We start from the raw sequence: 16,878 nt of genomic DNA, 5'->3' as shown, positions 1-16,878 counted from the left end.
AGACGCCCAAGCAAAACAGATGTCCGCAGAGGCTGAGACCGCAGTGGCCGAGACTCCGGCAGCCGAGGCTCCGCGGCTGACCCCGAGCGCCAGCGAAGCGATTCCCGCCGACGATGTCGAGCGGATCACCGCAGACCTGATCTCGGCTCTAAAGACGGTCTATGATCCGGAAATTCCGGTCGATATCTATGAGCTTGGCCTGATCTACAAGGTCGACTTGGACGACAACCGCAATCTGACCATCGACATGACGCTGACGGCGCCGGGTTGCCCCGTTGCCGGCGAGATGCCCGGCTGGGTCGAGAACGCTGCGATGAGCGTCGAGGGCGTGCAGGATGTGACCGTGAACATGGTCTACGATCCGCCGTGGGACGCGAGCCGCATGAGCGAAGAAGCCCAGGTGGCGCTGAACTGGTGGTAATGCGGAGCGAATGAGTCTATATATCGTCAGATGACGATGAAGTCTCTGCAACGATAGAGCGATCCCATGGCCCTTAAAATCATGACCCTCACCGATGCTGCCGCGGAGCGCATCAACGAGATCATCGCCGACAGCGACAAGCCGGTTATCGGCGTGCGCGTCGGGATCAAGGATGCCGGGTGCGCCGGGCAGGCCTATACGCTCGACTATGTCACCGAGGCCGTGGCCGGTGATGACCATGTGGTCGATCAGGGTGTCGAGGTGTGGATCGAGCCCAAGGCGACGATGTTCCTTTTGGGTACGGTGATGGACTTCGAGGAAGATATCCTCAAGTCCGGATTCACCTTCAAGAACCCGAACCAGACCGGCGAATGCGGCTGTGGCGAAAGCGTGCAGCTGAAGCCCGCCGACCTCAAGGCGCTGGCCGAAGCGCGCACTGGCGCCTGAGGGCTCAGCCGGCGCGCAGCAGCGGGATCGCCAGGTCTTTTCTGAACAGGTAGAGCAGAGCGCGCAGCGCCTCTCCGTCCGGGCCGGTCAGGCCCGGATTGCGTTCGAGCGCGGCCTTGGCGTCGTCGTGCGCCCAGTCGAGCAAGTGTCGATGCACATCGGCGACGGCGAGGCGGTAGCCGGGCATGCCGGACTGGCGGGTGCCGAGCACATCGCCTTGGCCGCGCAGCTCCAGATCCTTTTCCGCGATCTCGAAGCCGTCCTCGGTCTTGCGGATGGTTTCGAGCCGGGCCTGCGCGGTCTCGCTGAGCGGGCCCTTGTAGAGCAGCAGGCAGGAGGAACGCTGGCTGCCGCGCCCGACGCGGCCGCGCAACTGATGCAGTTGCGCTAGGCCGAAGCGTTCGGCGTGCTCGATGATCATGATCGAGGCGTTGGGCACGTCGACGCCGACTTCGATCACTGTAGTGGCGACAAGGATCTTGGCCTCGTTGCGCTGGAAGGCGTCCATGGCGGCCTGTTTGGCAGCGGCGCTCATCCGGCCGTGCACCAGAACCACCCGATCGCCGAAGACCTGCTTGAGTTCGGCGAAGCGATCCTCGGCGGCGACGACCTCCAGCGTTTCGCTTTCCTCGACCAGCGGACAGACCCAGAAGGCCTGCGCGCCCTCGGCGATGCGAGAGTGGAGCCGCTCGACGACGCGGGCATATTCGGAGATCGACAGAACGGCCGTGTCGATCGGCTGCCGGCCACGCGGCTTTTCGCGCAGCACCGAGACCGCCATGTCGCCGAAATGGGTGAGGACGAGGGTGCGCGGAATGGGTGTCGCCGTCATCACCAGCAGGTCGGTGTGCTTGCCCTTGCCGCTCAGCGCCAGGCGCTGATGGACGCCGAAACGATGCTGCTCGTCGACCACGGTGAGGCCGAGATCGTGGAACTCGACGCCCGACTGGAAGAGGGCATGGGTGCCGACGACGATGTGCGTTTTTCCTTCGGCGATACGCGCGAGAATGGCACGGCGCTCGGCGGCACTCATCTTGCCGGTGAGCAATGCGACTTCGAGGCCGACGGCTTCGCAGAGTGGCACGAGGGTGCGGAAATGCTGGGCGGCGAGGATCTCGGTCGGCGCCATGAGAGCCGACTGGGCGCCGGATTCGGCCATGGCGGCCATGGCCATGAGCGCAACCACGGTCTTGCCGGCGCCGACATCGCCCTGCAGCAGGCGGGACATGCGCTCGGGCGCGGCGAGATCGGTGCGGATGTCGGCGACGGCGGCCTGCTGGCCATCGGTGAGGGCATAGGGGAGGGCGGCTTCGAGGCGGGATGAGATGTCGCCCGAAAAGACACGGGCGGTGCCGCGCGGCGAAACCATCTGCTGGCGCACGATCAGCAGCGCGAGCTGGCCGGCCAGATATTCGTCATAGGCGAGGCGCATGCGATTGGGGCCGTAGAGCACACCGTCCTCGGGGGCGTCGGGGTGATGCACGGCGCGCATGGCGGCGGAGAAGCCCGGCCAGTTGAACTGCGCGAGGCGCTCGGCAGGCATCCACTCGGGCAGGTCCGGCAGGGTGGCCAGCATGTCGGCCACGAGCTTGAGCAGCACGCGCGAGGTGAGGCCGTTGGTGAGCGGATAGACCGGCTCCACCAGCGGCAGGCTGTCCATCTGGTCGGCGTCGACGACATAGTCGGGATGGGTGATCTGCTTTTCGCCCTGGAAGAAGCCGATGCGGCCGGACACGATGCGATCCTCGCCGACGGGCAGCAGCTTTTCGACCCAACCCCCATTGGCCCGGAAATAGATGAGCTGGATTTCTCCCGATTCGTCGTGGGCGAAGACCCGGTGCGGCACGTTCGTGCGGGTGCGGGGCGGCGGCTGATGCCGGTCGATGTGCAGGCTGAGCGTCGCGACCGTGTCGTGCACGGCCTGGGCAATGCTGACGCGGGCGCGGCGATCCACATAGCCGGACGGCATATGCATCAACAGGTCGAGCGCGATGGCATCCTGCCCCTCGGGCGCGGCAAAGAAGCGATTTAGCAGGGTGGCGAGCTTGTCGCCCACGCCCTTGATGGAGGGCAGGGACCGAAACAGCGGATCGAGGGCAGTGGGGCGCGACATCCCTCTCTTATAGCCGGGCGTTTTGTTGCACGACAGCCGCCAGCGGCGAGAGCGCCAAAAGTCTGGTAAGCAGCTGTTCCTGACCATCACGTCGCGTTGCGTTTGCCCGCGAAAGTACCGATCTTGCGGCAGCGGACATGCGCCGCGTCCTAATGTCTCGAGGATACCGGTCCATGTTGCTGTGGCTGCTGTTGTTGGGTGGTTTCGTTCTGCTTGTTGTCGGTGGCGAACTGCTGGTGCGGGGCGCGGTGGACGTTGCCAGCCGCCTGGGGGTTTCGCCCTTGGTCATCGGGCTGACATTGGTGGGACTGGGCACGTCAGCGCCCGAACTCGTGACCTCGGTGCAGGCGGGGCTGAGCGGTTCGCCAGGCATCGCCTATGGCAACATCGTCGGCTCCAACATCGCCAACATCCTTCTGATCCTTGGCGTTTCTGCCCTGCTGTCGCCGATGCTCGTCGATTCCCGCGCCCTGAGGCGGGACGGGGTGTTCATGGTGTTCGTGGTGACGGTCTTTGCCTTGCTCGCCGCGCTGCTCGACTTCGGCCGCCTTCTCGGTGCGGCGTTCGTTGCAACACTCGCGGGCTATATCCTGATCGCGTTGCGTCAGGAGCGGCAGGCGGAGGCTGCGGACCATGGTGCGGCGTTCGACAAGGGCGAAGCCGCTCAAGGGGCCGACCCCGGGCTGCGATCCAAGCCGTCGTCAACGCGGACACTGGCCTTGCCGTTGCTCATTTCGCTTGCCGGTCTGGGTATCGTCGTATTGGGCGGTAACCTGCTGGTTACCGGCGCGGTTGGGCTGGCGCGGGAATGGGACATCTCGGAGAGCATCATCGGACTGACAATTGTTGCTCTTGGGACCTCGCTGCCGGAACTGGTGACCTCGGTGATCGCGGCGCTGCGCAAACAGGCCGATGTCGCGTTCGGCAATATCGTCGGCTCCAGTATCTACAATGTTCTCGGCATCGGTGGCGTGACTGCGCTCATCGCGCCAGGGCCGGTGCCGGCGGATATCAGCAGCTTCGATATGCCGGTTATGGTCGGCGCAGCGGCGATCGCGCTTGTCCTTGCCTATACCGGCCGGAGATTCTCACGTTTGGAAGGGGCGTTGTTGCTCGCCTGCTATGCGGGCTACATCTGGTGGCTCTGGGTTCATCACTGACCGGCGGTCGTCTTTGAAGCCCTGTTTGCGCCGGAACCCAGATGCCGCGAGCCGATTTTGGGCTGACAGCTGCACGAGAACAGAATAAGTACGGCCCCGACACAATCCGAGATGACCCTGCTCATGGCTTCCGAAAATGACGCCGGTGAAGACCCGGCTATTCGTCTGCGCCGTTTACGCTTTCGGGCGTGGCATCGCGGTACGCGCGAAATGGACCTGATTCTCGGCCCCTACGCCGATGCTCGGCTGCCGGACATGACGGCGGAGGAACTCGATAGGTTCGAGGCCATTCTGAGCGAGAACGATCCCGAACTGCTCGCATGGATCACCGGTGTCGAGACGCCCCGCGCCGATGCCGACCATGCGCTTATTGCCAGCCTGCTTGCCTTCCGAAGCGACAAATGACCGACACAGCCGACCGCACGATTTCCAATGTCCCCGATGGCATGCAGCCGATCGTGCTGGGGCGCCTGGTCGAGGAGCGGCTGAAGGCAGCGCCTGACGCTGCGGTGAGTGCGGTGTTCGTGGCGCGAGACGGGCGCCGGTTGCAGCGGATGGCGGATGTGCTGGCGCAATTGCTGCCGGGGCATCAGGTGCTGACCCTGCCGGCCTGGGACTGTCTGCCTTATGACCGGGTGTCGCCGAACGGCGTGACGATTGCGGCGCGGATGACGAGCCTGTCGGCAATGACGACCACCGCGACCACCGGCGCCATCCTGCTGACGACCGTCAATGCGCTGGTGCAGAAGCTACCGCCGCGCGACCTGGTCGCCTCGATGAGTTTTGCGGCCGCTGCGGGTCAGGTGGTCGACAGCGACAAGCTGATGGGCTGGGCCGCGGGCAACGGCTATCTGCGCGTGCCGACAGTGCGGGAGCAGGGCGAATATGCGGTACGCGGCGGGCTGATCGACATGTTCCCGGCGGGCGCCGAGGCGCCGCTGCGGTTCGACTTTTTCGGCCGGCAGCTGGAAACGATCCGCACCTTCGATCCCGAGAGTCAGCGCACGACTGGCAATCTCAAGCGTATCTCACTGGCACCGATGAGCGAGGTGCTGCTGAGTGAGGAGAGCATAAAGCGGTTCCGCTCGCGCTATACGTCGGCGTTCGGCGGCAACACGGTGGACGATCAACTCTATGCCGCGATCAGCTCGGGGCAGCGCTATCCGGGGCTCGAGCACTGGCTGCCGTATTTCTACAGCCATGTCGATCGGCTGACCGCCTATACCGAGGATGCGCCGTTCGTCTTCGACGACCAGGCGACCGAGGCATTTGTCGACCGGCAAAAGCAGATTGTCGATTATTACGAGGCGCGGGAGACGGCCCGCACCACAAAGCAGCCGGCGACAGCCAGCGTGGCGCCCTACAAGCCGGTACCGCCGGCCGAGCTCTACGAGATCGATACGGAGCTCTATCGTCTGGCGCCGAAGAATGGTGTGGTGCAACTGTCGCCCTTCCTGGCGCCAGACGCCATCACGACGGATGACGCCGGTGGCCGTGTGGCGCCGTCGTTTGCCGCCGAGCGCCAGGCGCAGGACGTCAATCTGTTCGGCGCGGTGGTCAAGCAGCTCAAGACACAGCAGAAGGCCAAGCGGCACACGGTGATTGCCTGCTGGAGCGAAGGCTCGCGCGACCGCATGGCGCAGGTGCTGAGCGACCACGAGCTCACCAATCCGCGGCTGGCCGAAAACTGGCAGGACGCCGTCACCACCTCGGCGGCGACGACCGCGCTGGTGGTGCTGGGGCTCGAGACGGGGTTCCAGACCGACGATCTGCTGGTGCTCAGCGAGCAGGACATTCTGGGCGAGCGCATGCTGCGCCAGCAGCGCAAGCGGAAGGCCTCGGATGCACTGACGGAGGCTACCAGCCTGTCGGCCAGCGATCTGGTGGTGCATGTCGACCATGGCATCGGCCGGTTCCTCGGTCTCAAGACGATCGAGGTCACGGGCGCACCGCACGACTGCGTCGAGATCGAATACGCCGGCAATACCAAGCTCTATCTGCCGGTCGAGAATATCGAGTTGCTGTCGCGCTATGGCTCGGACACGGTCACCGAGCTGGACAAGCTCGGTGGTGTCGCCTGGCAGGCCAAAAAGAGCCGGCTGAAAAAGCGCATCCGCGAGATGGCGGATCAGCTGATCAAGATCGCTGCACAGCGCGCGCTGACGAGTGCGTCGCCGGTCGACATGCAGGAGGGGCTTTACGAGGAGTTCGCGGCGCGATTCCCCTATGAGGAGACAGAGGACCAACTCACGGCAATCGATGCGGTGTTCTCGGACTTTGCAGCGGGCCGGGTGATGGACCGGCTGGTCTGCGGCGACGTGGGGTTCGGCAAGACCGAGGTTGCGTTGCGCGCCGCCTTCGCCGTGGCGATGTCGGGCCAGCAGGTGGCGGTGGTGGTGCCGACGACACTGTTGTCGCGCCAGCACTTCAAGACCTTCCGCGAACGCTTTGCCGGCCTGCCGGTGCGCGTGGCGCAGGCCTCTCGGCTGGTCTCTGCGACCGATTTGAAGAACACCAAACAGGAACTGGCCGACGGCAAGGTGGATATCGTCGTCGGCACCCATGCGCTGCTGTCGAAATCCATCGCCTTCAAGAACCTGGGCTTGCTGATCGTCGACGAGGAGCAGCATTTCGGCGTCGGTCACAAGGAGCGGCTGAAAGAGCTCAAGGAAAACGTCCATGTGCTGACGCTCACCGCGACGCCGATCCCGCGCACCTTGCAGCTGGCGCTGACCGGGGTGCGCGACCTGAGCCTGCTGGCAACGCCGCCGGTCGACCGGCTGGCCGTCCGTACCTTTATTTCGCCGTTCGATCCGCTGAGCGTGCGTGAGGCGCTGCTGCGCGAGAAGTATCGCGGTGGGCAGGCATTCTACGTCGTGCCGCGGATCAAGGATCAGCCCGAGATTGCTGACTTCCTTCGGAATGAAGTGCCCGAGGTCAGCTTTGTCGTCGCCAATGGCCAGATGGCTGCGGGCGAACTCGACGACATCATGAACGCTTTTTACGATGGCAAGTTCGACGTGCTGGTGGCGACGACGATCGTCGAATCCGGCCTCGACATTCCCAACGCCAATACGCTGGTGGTGCACCGGGCGGATAATTTCGGGTTGGCGCAGCTCTACCAGATCCGTGGTCGCATCGGCCGGTCAAAGCAGCGCGCCTATGCCCTGTTCACGATCCCGCCCGACCGCAAGCTGAACGACACTGCCGAGCGGCGGTTGAGCGTCTTGCAGTCCCTCGAAAGCCTCGGTGCCGGTTTCCAGCTGGCGAGCCACGATCTCGATATTCGCGGCGCGGGCAATCTGCTCGGCGACGAGCAGTCGGGCCATATCCGTGAGGTCGGGTTCGAGCTCTACCAGGCGATGCTGGAGGAAGCAGTTGCCGCGCTGCGGCAGGGCGAGGGCGCCTATGAGGACCGCAGCGAATGGAGCCCGACGATTTCTCTGGGCATGCCGGTGATGATTCCCGAAAGCTACGTGCCGGACCTGCAGGTGCGCATGCAGCTCTACCGGCAGTTGGGCGATCTGACAGATGCGCGTGAGATCGATGCCGCCGGGGCGGAGCTGATCGACAGGTTCGGGCCTTTGCCCGAAGAGGTCGAGGCGCTGCTGAAGGTCATTCTGGTCAAGTCGCTGTGCCGGCTGGCCAATGTCGAAAAGGTCGATGCCGGTCCCAAGGGCGCGGTCGTGACGCTGCGGCATCAGGAGTTCCCGAATCCGGCTGGCCTCGTCAAACTGGTGTCCGATCCGGCGATGCGTGTCCGCATCAAGCCCGATCAGAAACTTGTGTTTTCGCGTGACTGGCCGGACGCCGAAGCGCGGCTCAAGGGGACAGCGGCTATCCTTTCGCGCATGGCGCGGCTCGCAGAAGACGGGGCGCGCACGACTACACTTGCGGGATAAAGGCTGTTGCCGGTTGTACCGGTCATGTTATTGCCCGATTTAATGCCTTGAAGAGCGTAGTAGAAACGCAGGGCTGTGGGGCGCCGCCTTCGATCTTAAATCCAAGGGAATTCGATGACTTTTAAAAAGCTAGTTGTTGCCGGCATGACTGTCGCCGCGCTGTTCATGCCGATGTCGGCTGCCGTGGCGCAGGATGAGACCGCGGCACCGGCGGCAGAGGGGGGAACTGCCGCTCCGACTCCGCAGAACTGGCTGAAGGTTTGCGATCCGCTCGAGGATGGCAAGAAGGCCTGTATCATGCGCCAGGTCGTGGTGAACAATGGGCAGTTCCAGGGCTCGTTCCTGCTGCGCGATGACCCGGGCCAGGAAAGCCGGCTGTCTGCCGTTGCCGCTGTGCCGCTCGGCGTGCTGCTGCCGTTCGGCCTGACCTGGCAGATCGATGGCGGCAAGCCGATCCGCGTGCCGTTCCTGCTGTGCGATCCGGTGTCGTGCTCGACCCAGCTGGTGATCAACGAAGCCTATGTGAACAGCCTGAAGAAGGGCGGCACGCTAAAGCTGACCGCCAAGAACCGGCAGAACAAGGATCTGGTAATTTCGATCAATCTCGCCGGCTTCACCGCCACCTATGACGGTGAGGAAGCGATGAGCTTTGACGAGTTCAACAAGCAGTCCTCGCCGGATTCGAGCGATCTCGAAAAGCAGCTGCAGGATCGCGCTGAAGAGCTGCGTCGCCAGCTTGACGGTGGTGCGGATGCCGCACCGGCGGAAGAGCCGGCCGCCGGCCAGTAAGCCAGACCACAGACAGAATGAAAAAGGGCGCCCTCGCGGCGCCCTTTTTTGTATGTGGCCGATCGTGAGGGGATTGTATCAGCCGATGCCCATGCCGACGGAAAAGGCGCGCTTGCGCAGCGCTGGCACGGATTTGAGCGCCCACAGCCCGGTCGCCCGCAACGCCTGAGCGGGCAGGAAATCGGCCAGCAGCGAGCGGAACAGTGTATCGACCATGCCGCCGGTGCGGGCCAGATCGGTGGCGCGGCGCGCCGCGTAGTCGGTGCTGACGGTATCGGCCCAGTCGGTGCCGATGCCGGGTGTCGCAATGACATGGGCGAGATCGGCGACGTCGCGCAAACCAAGGTTCAGGCCCTGGGCCCCGATGGGCGGAAAGGCGTGGGCGGCTTCGCCGGCGAGGACGACGCCATCCATGCCGGCCTTCTCGACGCTGAGGTTCGACAGCAGGAACATGTGAGCAGGGGTCAGCGGGGTCAGGCGCCCGAACAGGCGCTGCGATTTTTCCTGCAGCAGCTCGGTGAAGCGCTCCTTGCCAGCGGCCTGGATGTCGCGCAGCACTTCGCGATCATCGATCCAGACGAGGTTGGCGCGCTGACCGCCGGCCGGCACCAGGGTGAACGGACCTTGCGGGTAGTGGAATTCGATCGACGCGCCGTCGACGGGGCGGGCCAGCTCGAGATCGGCGACCAGCGCAGCCTGAGTGAAGCCGTGCTCGCGCGCGCGGAACCCCGCGGCAGCGCGGACCAGCGACTTCTTGCCGTCGCTCCCGACGACCAGCGGCGCCTCCAGCGTGGTGCCATCGGGCAGGGTGAGACGCCAGCCGTCGTCGACACGGGTAAGTGCCTGCATCGGGGCCTCGATTGTGGTCAGGTTGTCGAGGCCGCTGCGCACCCGCTCGAAGGACTCGAGCAGCGCGATGTTGGGAAAGTTCCAGCCGAAGGCGTCGAGGCCGGCTTCGCGGCTGTCGAACAGCGTTTCGGGGGCGCGCACCAGACGCGACGTCGCATCGATGATGCGGATCTGGGTGAGTGCGGTGCCGAGGCTGGCCGGATCGGTGATCAGCCCTGCGGAGAGCAGGAAATCGACGCTGGGGCGCATCAGCGCCGAGGTGCGCCGATCGGGGGGCGCCTTGGGCGCCAGATGCAGGGTTTTCCGGCCGGTGCTGGCCACGGTCACCGCGGCGGCGATGCCGGCAAGGCCGCCGCCGACGATGATCACTTCGGCATCGCGGCTCATGGTGTCACCACTTTCGTGCTGGTGCGCGCCTGAAAGACACCGCCGAGCGCTGAGCCGACGAACATCGCGGCAAGAAAGATCAGCAGGTTTTCGGGGCCGAAGGCGATGAGGGCGAGGGCAGGGCCGGGGCAGATGCCCGACATGCCCCAGCCGATGCCGAATAGCGCCGAACCGACAATCAGCGGCGCGTCGATGCTGGTCAGTTCGGGCCATTGGAAGCGTCCGGCAAACAGCGGACGCTGCCGCTGGCCGCCAAGTCGGATAGCGGCATACATCACCGCGATCGCGGGCACGATGACGAAGGCAAGGCTCGGATCCCAGCCGCCGGACGGGATGGCGCCGACATCGAGAAAGCGCAGGACCTTCAGCGGATCGACCATCTGCGACACATAGAGACCGGCCCCGAAGACCAGGCCGCTGGCAATGGCGACGGCATAGGTGGAATAGCTGGATTTGCTGGGCATCAGACGATCCCCGTAACTGCGACGGTGAGCATGGCGACACCGAAGAAGGTGCCCACGGCGACAAAGGAGCGCGGCGACAGCCTGGCGATGCCGCAGACGCCATGGCCCGAGGTGCAGCCATTGGCCAGGCGCGTACCGAGGCCGGTTAACAGCCCGGCGATGGCGATCCAGACGGGTGTGGGTATGCCCCAGCCTTGTGGCGCGCCAACTAGCGCCAGGGAGCTGCTGCCGAGGCTGGGCAGCGCCCAGCCGGCCAAGAGCGCACCGAGCACGAGGGCAACGATGAAGGCGAGCCGCCAGCCGGAGGTGTCGTCTCGCGGCGGCAGAAGCTGGCCGAACATGCCGGAGATACCGGCGATGCGACCGGCGCCAAGCCAGAGGATCGCTGCGGCAAGGCCGATCAGCAGCCCGCCCAGCGTGGCAGTGAATGGGGTGAAGGAGGTCATGGTCGAACCGAATAGTTTAAGGTGAGATATTAGCAGCCGGCCGACTCCGCCACCAGAGCTGACGGGGGAACCGCATTGCCGCAGGGCCCGTTGGTGGGGAATATCCTGCGCTTTTTCTTGCCAGCGGCGACAACAGCTCGCAGGGTACTTTCAACAAGGATGGCGGGAGGCTAAACGCGGCCCGACCAATTCCGTGACAAGGAGATATCGATGCTGGAGCTCTTGAGCGACCCCAATGTGTGGATCGCCTTCGCAACCCTGACGGTCATGGAGATCGTCCTCGGCATCGACAATATCGTCTTCATTTCGGTTCTGGTGTCCCGTTTGCCGCGCGAACAGGCGGACAGGGCGCGCCGGTTGGGTCTGGCGCTGGCTCTGGTGTTCCGCATCCTGCTGCTGCTGGTCATCTCGTGGATCATCGGGTTGACCGAACCGGTGTTCGAGATCGCCGGGTTCTCGCCATCGTGGAAGGACATCATCCTGCTCGCCGGTGGCGCGTTCCTGATCTACAAGGCGACGCACGAGATGCATGCCGAGATCGAGGAGCCGCATACCGAGGATCTCGGCCGGAAGGCGACTGCCGCCTTCGGCGCCATCATCGGTCAGATCATCGTTATCGATATGGTGTTCTCGATCGATTCGATCGTCACCGCTGTCGGTATGGCCGAGCATGTCGAGGTGATGATCGCAGCTGTGATTGTTGCTGTCGGTGTGATGTTCGTCGCTTCCGGGCCGGTCGCCAAGTTTGTCGCCGATCACCCGACGACCAAGATGCTGGCACTCGCATTCCTGCTGCTGATCGGCGTGTCACTGGTGGCGGATGGTCTCGGCTTCCATATTCCCAAGGGCTATATCTACGCCGCGATGGCCTTCTCGGTGCTGGTCGAGACCATCAACATCATCGCCAAGCAGCGTCGGCTGGCGCGGGGCGGCAAGGGCGCGGCCATGCCCCATCGCGAGCAGGCAGCGGCCACCGTCCCGGAGAATGCGGCAGCTGCAGCTGTGTCGTCGTCGAAGCCGAAGTCGCGGTCCACTCCAAAGTCGCGCGCCCAGGCCCGGCCGAAATCGGCGCGCCGCAAATAACGCAAAGCCTGTCGGCGCAGCGCGGAGAGGCGCTGCGCCACCTCACACCATGTTTCGCGCCTTGAGCGGGAGAGAGTCATGCCCAAAGCCATTGTTGTCCATCAAACCGGCGGAACCGATGCCCTCAACTGGGAAGAGGTGGACGTCGGCACGCCGGGCGAAGGCGAGATCCGGGTGCGCAACACTGCGGTGGGCGTCAATTTCATCGACGTCTATCAGCGAACCGGCCTCTACAAGTTGCCGCTGCCGTTCGTTGCGGGCAATGAAGGCGCCGGCGAAGTGGTGGCCGTCGGCGCGGGCGTGAGTGAGTTCGCTGTGGGGGATCGCGTGGCCTACGCGGGCCCCACCGGCGCCTATGCCGAGGAACGGCTACTGCCGGCCAGCAAGGCCGTGCCAATCCCTGACGACGTGAGCGACGAGGTCGCCGCGGCAGCACTGCTCAAGGGCACGACGGCGTTTTATCTGCTGCATTGGACACACGCCCTCAAGGCCGGCGAGACCGTGCTGATCCATGCGGCAGCGGGCGGCACCGGGCAGATTCTGACGCAATGGGCCAAGGCAATCGGCGCAACGGTGATCGGCACCGCCGGTGGGCCGGAGAAGGTGGCGATCGTCGAGGGCAATGGCGCCGACCTCGCCATCGACTACAAGGCCGAGGATTTCGTCGAGAAGGTGAAAGCGTTCACCGATGGCAGGGGCGTGGACGTCGTCTATGACGGCGTGGGGCAGGCGACCTTCCTGCCGTCGCTCGACTGTCTCAGGCCGCGCGGCTTGATGGTCAGTTTCGGCAATGCCTCGGGGGCGGTTTCCATCGACAAGCTGACGGTGCTGGCCGAAAAGGGCTCGCTGTTCCTGACCCGTCCAACGAGCGCAAGCTACTTCACCGATGCCGCCACGCTGCGCGAGGGCGCCAAGGCGCTGTTCGAGGTGATCGCCTCGGGCAAGGTGAAGATCGCGATCGACCGGACGTTGCCGCTGGCAGAGGCGGCCGAGGCGCACCGGGCACTCGAGGCGCGTGAAACGACCGGGTCGACGGTCCTGAAAGCCTAAGCTGGACAGTGCCGCCATGCCCCGCTAAATCGGGGCCACGGGTGGGTGGCAGAGTGGTCGATTGCTCCGGTCTTGAAAACCGGCGGGCGTGCAAGCGTCCCGGGGGTTCGAATCCCTCCCCACCCGCCACTAGTGATGACCCACGAAGTCGAATCTTCCCGCATTCAGCGGCACGTTACTGGTGCCGCTGAATGGCTTTTGCGGTGAAGAACTGCCGAACGGTCAGGCCTTGAGCGCGGCTTCGAAGAAGGCGGCGAGTTTGCCGTAGGTGAAGCGGGTCAGGGTCAGGTCCTGTCGCGACCAGCCGTGACCGGTGCCGGGCAGGGTGACCAGCTCGAACATCTTGCCCTGGGCGATCAGCTTTTCGACCAGCGCCATGGTGTCGGCATAGAGCACGACTTCATCCTTTGTGCCGTGCATGATCATCAGCTTGTCCTGAAGCCCAGCACTGTGGAACAGCGCGGACTGGGCGGCATAGCGATCGATAAAGTCCTCACCCTCGGTTAGGCCCATGATCCAGCCCTGCTCGGGATAGGCGTGCCACACATTGGTGGCGGGGGCTCCGGCGAAACCGGCGGCGTAGAAGCCGGGCTTCTTGAACAGCGACATCAGCGTCATCAGCCCGCCATAGCTCGAGCCCCACAGGCCGACGCGCGCCTTGTCGGCATAGCCGAGGTCAGTGAGCGTCGTGACGCAGTCGGCAATATCCTCGATATCCTGCGTGCCGTAGGAGTTGAGCATGGCGCGGTTCCACTCGCGGCCGCGCCCGAAGCTGCCGCGGATTTCCGGGCTGACGACGACGAAGCCGCGGGCGGCGAGGTACTGGTCGATGCCCCAGCTCGGATGGGCGGCGCGGCCGCCCCACTGGTTGAGCAAGCCGTCCGAATAGACCGAGCCAACAATCATCGGGGCGGTGCCGTCGGCGGTGAAGCCGGGCGGCAGGCTGACGCGGGCCATCAGGGTGGCGCCATCGACCGAGCTGGTGAACTCCACATAGCGCACTTCGGCCCAGTCGCGCTCGGCGAAGGCTGGAAGCGGCGAATGGGTGAGGCGTTGCGGAGCAGCATCCGCCTTCAGCTGCTGGAGGTACAGCTCGGCCGGGGTCATGTCGTCGCTGAAGAGGTCCGCCATGGCGCTGAAATCGGGGCTGTAGGTCGGCACGTGAATGCCGGCGGCCGTGGTGAGCCGGGTCACTTCGCCGCCCGCAAGGGCGACGCGGTAAACGTGGCGCTCGGCAGGGTGGGCTGCATTGGCGGTGAAGTAGAGCTGCGCATTGTCGGAGTCGACGGCAAAGGTCTCAATTTCCCAGGGACCGGACGTCAGCGGCTCGAGGGCGCCGCCAGCGGTGCGCAGCCGGTGCAGGTGATTGAAGCCGTCGGCATCGGTGAGGACAATGAGGCCCTCGCCGTCGGGGGCGAAGGCGACCTGCCAGTCGGGACGAATCTTGAGCGGATCGTGGGCGCTATAGAAGACCTCGCGCGTTCCCGACGCGACATCATAGGTAAAGATGGTGTGAGTCTTGATCGACAGGCCGCTACTGGAGACGAACACCGTCGCGCCATCGGTCGACAGGCCGTAGCCCCAGATCGCGTCTTCGGCATCGGGCCGGTCGAACCATTGCGTCTCGCCACCTGAAGAGCCGACGAGGCCGATGCGGCGCCGGGTCAGCAGATCGCCCGGGAAAGCGCGGGTGAACCGGTCCTTGTGCGCTTCGGAGCGCGCGTCATAGGCGATTTCGATCTTGCGCGTATTGGTGTCGTCGGCCTCGACGAAGAGCAACTGGCTGCCGTCGGCGGACCACTGATAGGATTCCACGCCGACGAAGCGGCTGCCCGCATGGACGATCCGGGGCAGGCTCTCCTCTGCCGGGGCGAGAACACAGAGCGAGGTGCCGGAGACGAAGGCGAGCGTGTCGCCAGTCGGGCCGGTGGTCAGGTCGCGAATGGCACCATGCTCGAGTGCCAGAGGCTGCACCGTTCCGTCGGCGGCGCTCAGATAGAGCCGACCGTTGAGGACGAAGGCGATGGCGCCGGATTTCAGCCAGGCGAGCTCGACAATCCCCTGCTGTTCGCCCGAGACCTGGCCGTCGCCAAGCCGTGTGCGCCGGGTGGTATCGCCACTGGCGCGGTCATGGACGAAGATGTCGCGATAGGTATGGCCGGCGTCGTTCCACAGGAAGGCGAGCTGTTGGCCATCGGCCGACCAGGACGACCCGATCGGCCGGGTGCCGATGATGCTGGGCTCGCTATAGAGCGTTTCGAAGGTCAGGTCGTTGGCGCTGGTGGACGGCATGATCGGCTCGTTTGGTCGGATGGGGACGGGACGCGGAGGGCAGGGGGCAATTGTCCCCTGCCAGAGGTGGGTGAGTGTGTTACTTGGCCGTGAGATCGGTCTTGTAGATGTCGCCATCCTTCATGATCAGGCGCAGATGCTGTTCCGGTGCATTCATGATCGAGATGTCGGTGAGCGGGTCGCCATCGACGACGATCATGTCAGCGGTGGCACCAGCGCGGATAACGCCCAGGTCGTCGCGCTGGACGATCTCGGCGTTGACCGAGGTCGCCGACTTGAGCACGTCGACCGGCCGCTGTACCCTGCCGCGGATGACGAATTCCTGCAGCTGCGCGAATTCCATCTGCCCCATTAGGTCGGTGCCGAAACCGAGCTTGACGCCTGCCTTTTCGGCAAGGCCGAGCATCTTGAGCCCGGAATCGTTCACGTAGTTCAGCTTTTCCATGACGTATTCGGACAGGCCGAGTTCGGCGCCGTGCTGAGCTGTCACTTCGTAGGCGACGAGGGTCGGCACGATATAGGCATCGGCCTCGGCGACCACGGCGGCGGTTTCGGCATTGATCAGGTTGGCGTGCTCGATGGTGCGCACGCCGGCGCGGATCGAGTGGGCGATGGCGGCGCTCTCATAGGCGTGGGCGGCGACATATTTGCCGCGGACCGCGGCCTCTTCGCAGACGGCGCGGATTTCGGCTTCCGAGTACTGGATCTGGTCGATCGCATCGGTGGGCGAGCCGACACCGCCCGAGGCCAGCACCTTGATATGGTCGGCGCCCTTGCGCAGCTCGTTGCGGACGTGGCTGCGCAGCGGACCTTCGCCTTCCACGATCCGGCATTCGAAGTTGAAGGCAGAGGCGTTGAAATCGATATCGAGGCTGTCGTCGGTCAGGTTGCGATGGTCGCCATGGCCGCCGATCTGGCTGAGCGCCGGGCCCCCGACGAACAGGCGCGGACCGGGAATGAAGCCCTGAGCGATGGCGTTGCGGATGCCGACATCGCCGCCGGCAACGTCGCGCACCGAGGTGAAGCCGCGATCCAGCATCTTGCGGATGCGCGGGACGGCGCGAGCGGTCATCTCGGTGATGGCGATATTGCGATTGTGCTCTTCGACGAGGTTGATTGCGAACACATGCGCATGGGCATCGATGAGGCCCGGCATCAGGGTGCGACCGCCCAGATCATATTCGGTCACCGAGTCGCCGCCCGACAGCGGCTTGTCGCTGACGGCCTCGATCTTGCCATCGACGACGAGGACGTTCATGCCGGGTACGGCTTCATCGTTCACGCCGTCGAACAGGGTGGCATTGGTGAAGGCGATGGCTGCCATGGGTCATTTCTCCGGACGTGAAAGCGCTCCGGCCCAGAGCGGGCCAGATGGTCGGCGGCAATTTGTCCGCCCGGGCCAGCGATGTAAAGCCATTTGATCAAACTTGTCCTGCTGCGCTTTTCACCGCATCGGGCTAATTGCTGGTCATTTG

The 16,878-nt window shown here is 64.7% G+C and carries 14 protein-coding genes and 1 tRNA gene; 9 read left to right on the top strand and 6 right to left on the bottom strand.

Annotated elements, in window-relative coordinates; genetic code table 11:
* Positions 1-19: 19 nt before the first annotated feature.
* Complete coding sequence (locus tag ACN0TK_RS06235; RefSeq protein ID WP_417308603.1) at positions 20-421, top strand: SUF system Fe-S cluster assembly protein; 402 nt, start codon at positions 20-22, stop codon at positions 419-421.
* A gap of 66 nt (positions 422-487) precedes the next feature.
* Positions 488-868, top strand: a complete 381-nt coding sequence (locus ACN0TK_RS06230; RefSeq protein ID WP_417308602.1) for a HesB/IscA family protein — start codon at positions 488-490, stop codon at positions 866-868.
* 4 nt (positions 869-872) lie between these two features.
* On the opposite strand, the gene recG is transcribed toward ACN0TK_RS06230, so the two are convergent.
* The gene (recG, locus tag ACN0TK_RS06225; RefSeq protein WP_417308601.1) at positions 873-2,981 is read right to left on the bottom strand and encodes an ATP-dependent DNA helicase RecG; all 2,109 of its coding nucleotides are present in this window, start codon (positions 2,979-2,981) and stop codon (positions 873-875) included.
* 173 nt (positions 2,982-3,154) lie between these two features.
* Here recG and ACN0TK_RS06220 point away from each other — a divergent pair, with 173 nt between their 5' ends.
* The 4 genes from ACN0TK_RS06220 (at position 3,155) to ACN0TK_RS06205 (ending at position 8,832) form a co-directional block, all read left to right on the top strand.
* On the top strand, positions 3,155-4,141 hold the full coding sequence (locus ACN0TK_RS06220) for a calcium/sodium antiporter (RefSeq protein ID WP_417308599.1): 987 nt from the start codon (positions 3,155-3,157) through the stop codon (positions 4,139-4,141).
* A 111-nt stretch (positions 4,142-4,252) separates the two neighbouring features.
* Positions 4,253-4,546 carry a succinate dehydrogenase assembly factor 2 gene (locus ACN0TK_RS06215; RefSeq protein WP_417308598.1) on the top strand — a complete coding sequence of 98 codons (294 nt, stop codon included), beginning with the start codon at positions 4,253-4,255 and terminating at the stop codon, positions 4,544-4,546.
* Positions 4,543-8,043, top strand: coding sequence for a transcription-repair coupling factor (gene mfd / locus ACN0TK_RS06210; protein WP_417308597.1), 3,501 nt, complete (start codon positions 4,543-4,545; stop codon positions 8,041-8,043). Before ACN0TK_RS06215 ends, mfd begins: the two co-directional genes overlap by 4 nt.
* A gap of 114 nt (positions 8,044-8,157) precedes the next feature.
* A complete protein-coding gene (locus tag ACN0TK_RS06205; RefSeq protein WP_417308596.1) occupies positions 8,158-8,832 on the top strand; it encodes an invasion associated locus B family protein in 675 nt (224 codons plus the stop codon).
* A gap of 78 nt (positions 8,833-8,910) precedes the next feature.
* Here the strand turns inward: ACN0TK_RS06205 and ACN0TK_RS06200 are convergent, their stop codons facing one another.
* The 3 genes from ACN0TK_RS06200 to ACN0TK_RS06190 are packed head-to-tail and all read right to left on the bottom strand — an operon-like array spanning position 8,911 to position 10,978.
* Positions 8,911-10,068 carry an FAD-dependent monooxygenase gene (locus tag ACN0TK_RS06200; protein ID WP_417308595.1) on the bottom strand — a complete coding sequence of 386 codons (1,158 nt, stop codon included), beginning with the start codon at positions 10,066-10,068 and terminating at the stop codon, positions 8,911-8,913.
* The gene (locus tag ACN0TK_RS06195; RefSeq protein WP_417308594.1) at positions 10,065-10,532 is read right to left on the bottom strand and encodes a DUF6691 family protein; all 468 of its coding nucleotides are present in this window, start codon (positions 10,530-10,532) and stop codon (positions 10,065-10,067) included. The genes ACN0TK_RS06200 and ACN0TK_RS06195 overlap by 4 nt, the downstream gene beginning before the upstream one ends.
* A complete protein-coding gene (locus ACN0TK_RS06190; protein ID WP_417308593.1) occupies positions 10,532-10,978 on the bottom strand; it encodes a YeeE/YedE family protein in 447 nt (148 codons plus the stop codon). The genes ACN0TK_RS06195 and ACN0TK_RS06190 overlap by 1 nt, the downstream gene beginning before the upstream one ends.
* A gap of 210 nt (positions 10,979-11,188) precedes the next feature.
* On the opposite strand from ACN0TK_RS06190, the gene ACN0TK_RS06185 reads away from it, so the two are divergent.
* From ACN0TK_RS06185 to ACN0TK_RS06175, 3 genes are all read left to right on the top strand, one after another.
* A complete protein-coding gene (locus tag ACN0TK_RS06185) occupies positions 11,189-12,061 on the top strand; it encodes a TerC family protein (protein ID WP_417308592.1) in 873 nt (290 codons plus the stop codon).
* 78 nt (positions 12,062-12,139) lie between these two features.
* Entirely contained in the window at positions 12,140-13,111 is a 972-nt protein-coding gene (locus ACN0TK_RS06180) for a quinone oxidoreductase family protein (RefSeq protein ID WP_417308591.1), read from the top strand.
* A gap of 39 nt (positions 13,112-13,150) precedes the next feature.
* A tRNA-Ser gene (locus tag ACN0TK_RS06175) sits at positions 13,151-13,240 on the top strand.
* 93 nt (positions 13,241-13,333) lie between these two features.
* Here ACN0TK_RS06175 and ACN0TK_RS06170 read toward each other — a convergent pair.
* Together ACN0TK_RS06170 and ACN0TK_RS06165 are read right to left on the bottom strand one after the other, a co-directional pair.
* On the bottom strand, positions 13,334-15,403 hold the full coding sequence (locus tag ACN0TK_RS06170) for a prolyl oligopeptidase family serine peptidase (protein WP_417308590.1): 2,070 nt from the start codon (positions 15,401-15,403) through the stop codon (positions 13,334-13,336).
* A 79-nt stretch (positions 15,404-15,482) separates the two neighbouring features.
* Positions 15,483-16,727: an amidohydrolase family protein gene (locus ACN0TK_RS06165; protein WP_417308589.1), complete on the bottom strand. Its 1,245-nt coding sequence runs from the start codon at positions 16,725-16,727 to the stop codon at positions 15,483-15,485.
* Positions 16,728-16,878: the final 151 nt, after the last annotated feature.

This window comes from Devosia sp. (genome assembly GCF_048261455.1).
GTDB lineage: Bacteria > Pseudomonadota > Alphaproteobacteria > Rhizobiales > Devosiaceae > Devosia_A.
The sequence above is the reverse complement of the archived record's forward strand: the minus strand, read 5'-3'. Positions and strand labels throughout refer to the sequence as shown.

Bases quoted from the DNA above. Each gene is read 5' to 3' on its own strand.
- ACN0TK_RS06165 (WP_417308589.1), bottom strand. From the start codon at position 16,727: ATGGCAGCCATCGCCTTCACCAATGCCACCCTGTTCGACGGCGTGAAC.
- ACN0TK_RS06230 (WP_417308602.1), top strand. From the start codon at position 488: ATGGCCCTTAAAATCATGACCCTCACCGATGCTGCCGCGGAGCGCATC.
- ACN0TK_RS06235 (WP_417308603.1), top strand. From the start codon at position 20: ATGTCCGCAGAGGCTGAGACCGCAGTGGCCGAGACTCCGGCAGCCGAG.
- ACN0TK_RS06215 (WP_417308598.1), top strand. From the start codon at position 4,253: ATGACCCTGCTCATGGCTTCCGAAAATGACGCCGGTGAAGACCCGGCT.
- mfd (WP_417308597.1), top strand. From the start codon at position 4,543: ATGACCGACACAGCCGACCGCACGATTTCCAATGTCCCCGATGGCATG.
- ACN0TK_RS06220 (WP_417308599.1), top strand. From the start codon at position 3,155: ATGTTGCTGTGGCTGCTGTTGTTGGGTGGTTTCGTTCTGCTTGTTGTC.
- ACN0TK_RS06180 (WP_417308591.1), top strand. From the start codon at position 12,140: ATGCCCAAAGCCATTGTTGTCCATCAAACCGGCGGAACCGATGCCCTC.
- ACN0TK_RS06195 (WP_417308594.1), bottom strand. From the start codon at position 10,532: ATGCCCAGCAAATCCAGCTATTCCACCTATGCCGTCGCCATTGCCAGC.
- ACN0TK_RS06170 (WP_417308590.1), bottom strand. From the start codon at position 15,403: ATGCCGTCCACCAGCGCCAACGACCTGACCTTCGAAACGCTCTATAGC.
- ACN0TK_RS06185 (WP_417308592.1), top strand. From the start codon at position 11,189: ATGCTGGAGCTCTTGAGCGACCCCAATGTGTGGATCGCCTTCGCAACC.
- ACN0TK_RS06190 (WP_417308593.1), bottom strand. From the start codon at position 10,978: ATGACCTCCTTCACCCCATTCACTGCCACGCTGGGCGGGCTGCTGATC.
- ACN0TK_RS06205 (WP_417308596.1), top strand. From the start codon at position 8,158: ATGACTTTTAAAAAGCTAGTTGTTGCCGGCATGACTGTCGCCGCGCTG.
- recG (WP_417308601.1), bottom strand. From the start codon at position 2,981: ATGTCGCGCCCCACTGCCCTCGATCCGCTGTTTCGGTCCCTGCCCTCC.
- ACN0TK_RS06200 (WP_417308595.1), bottom strand. From the start codon at position 10,068: ATGAGCCGCGATGCCGAAGTGATCATCGTCGGCGGCGGCCTTGCCGGC.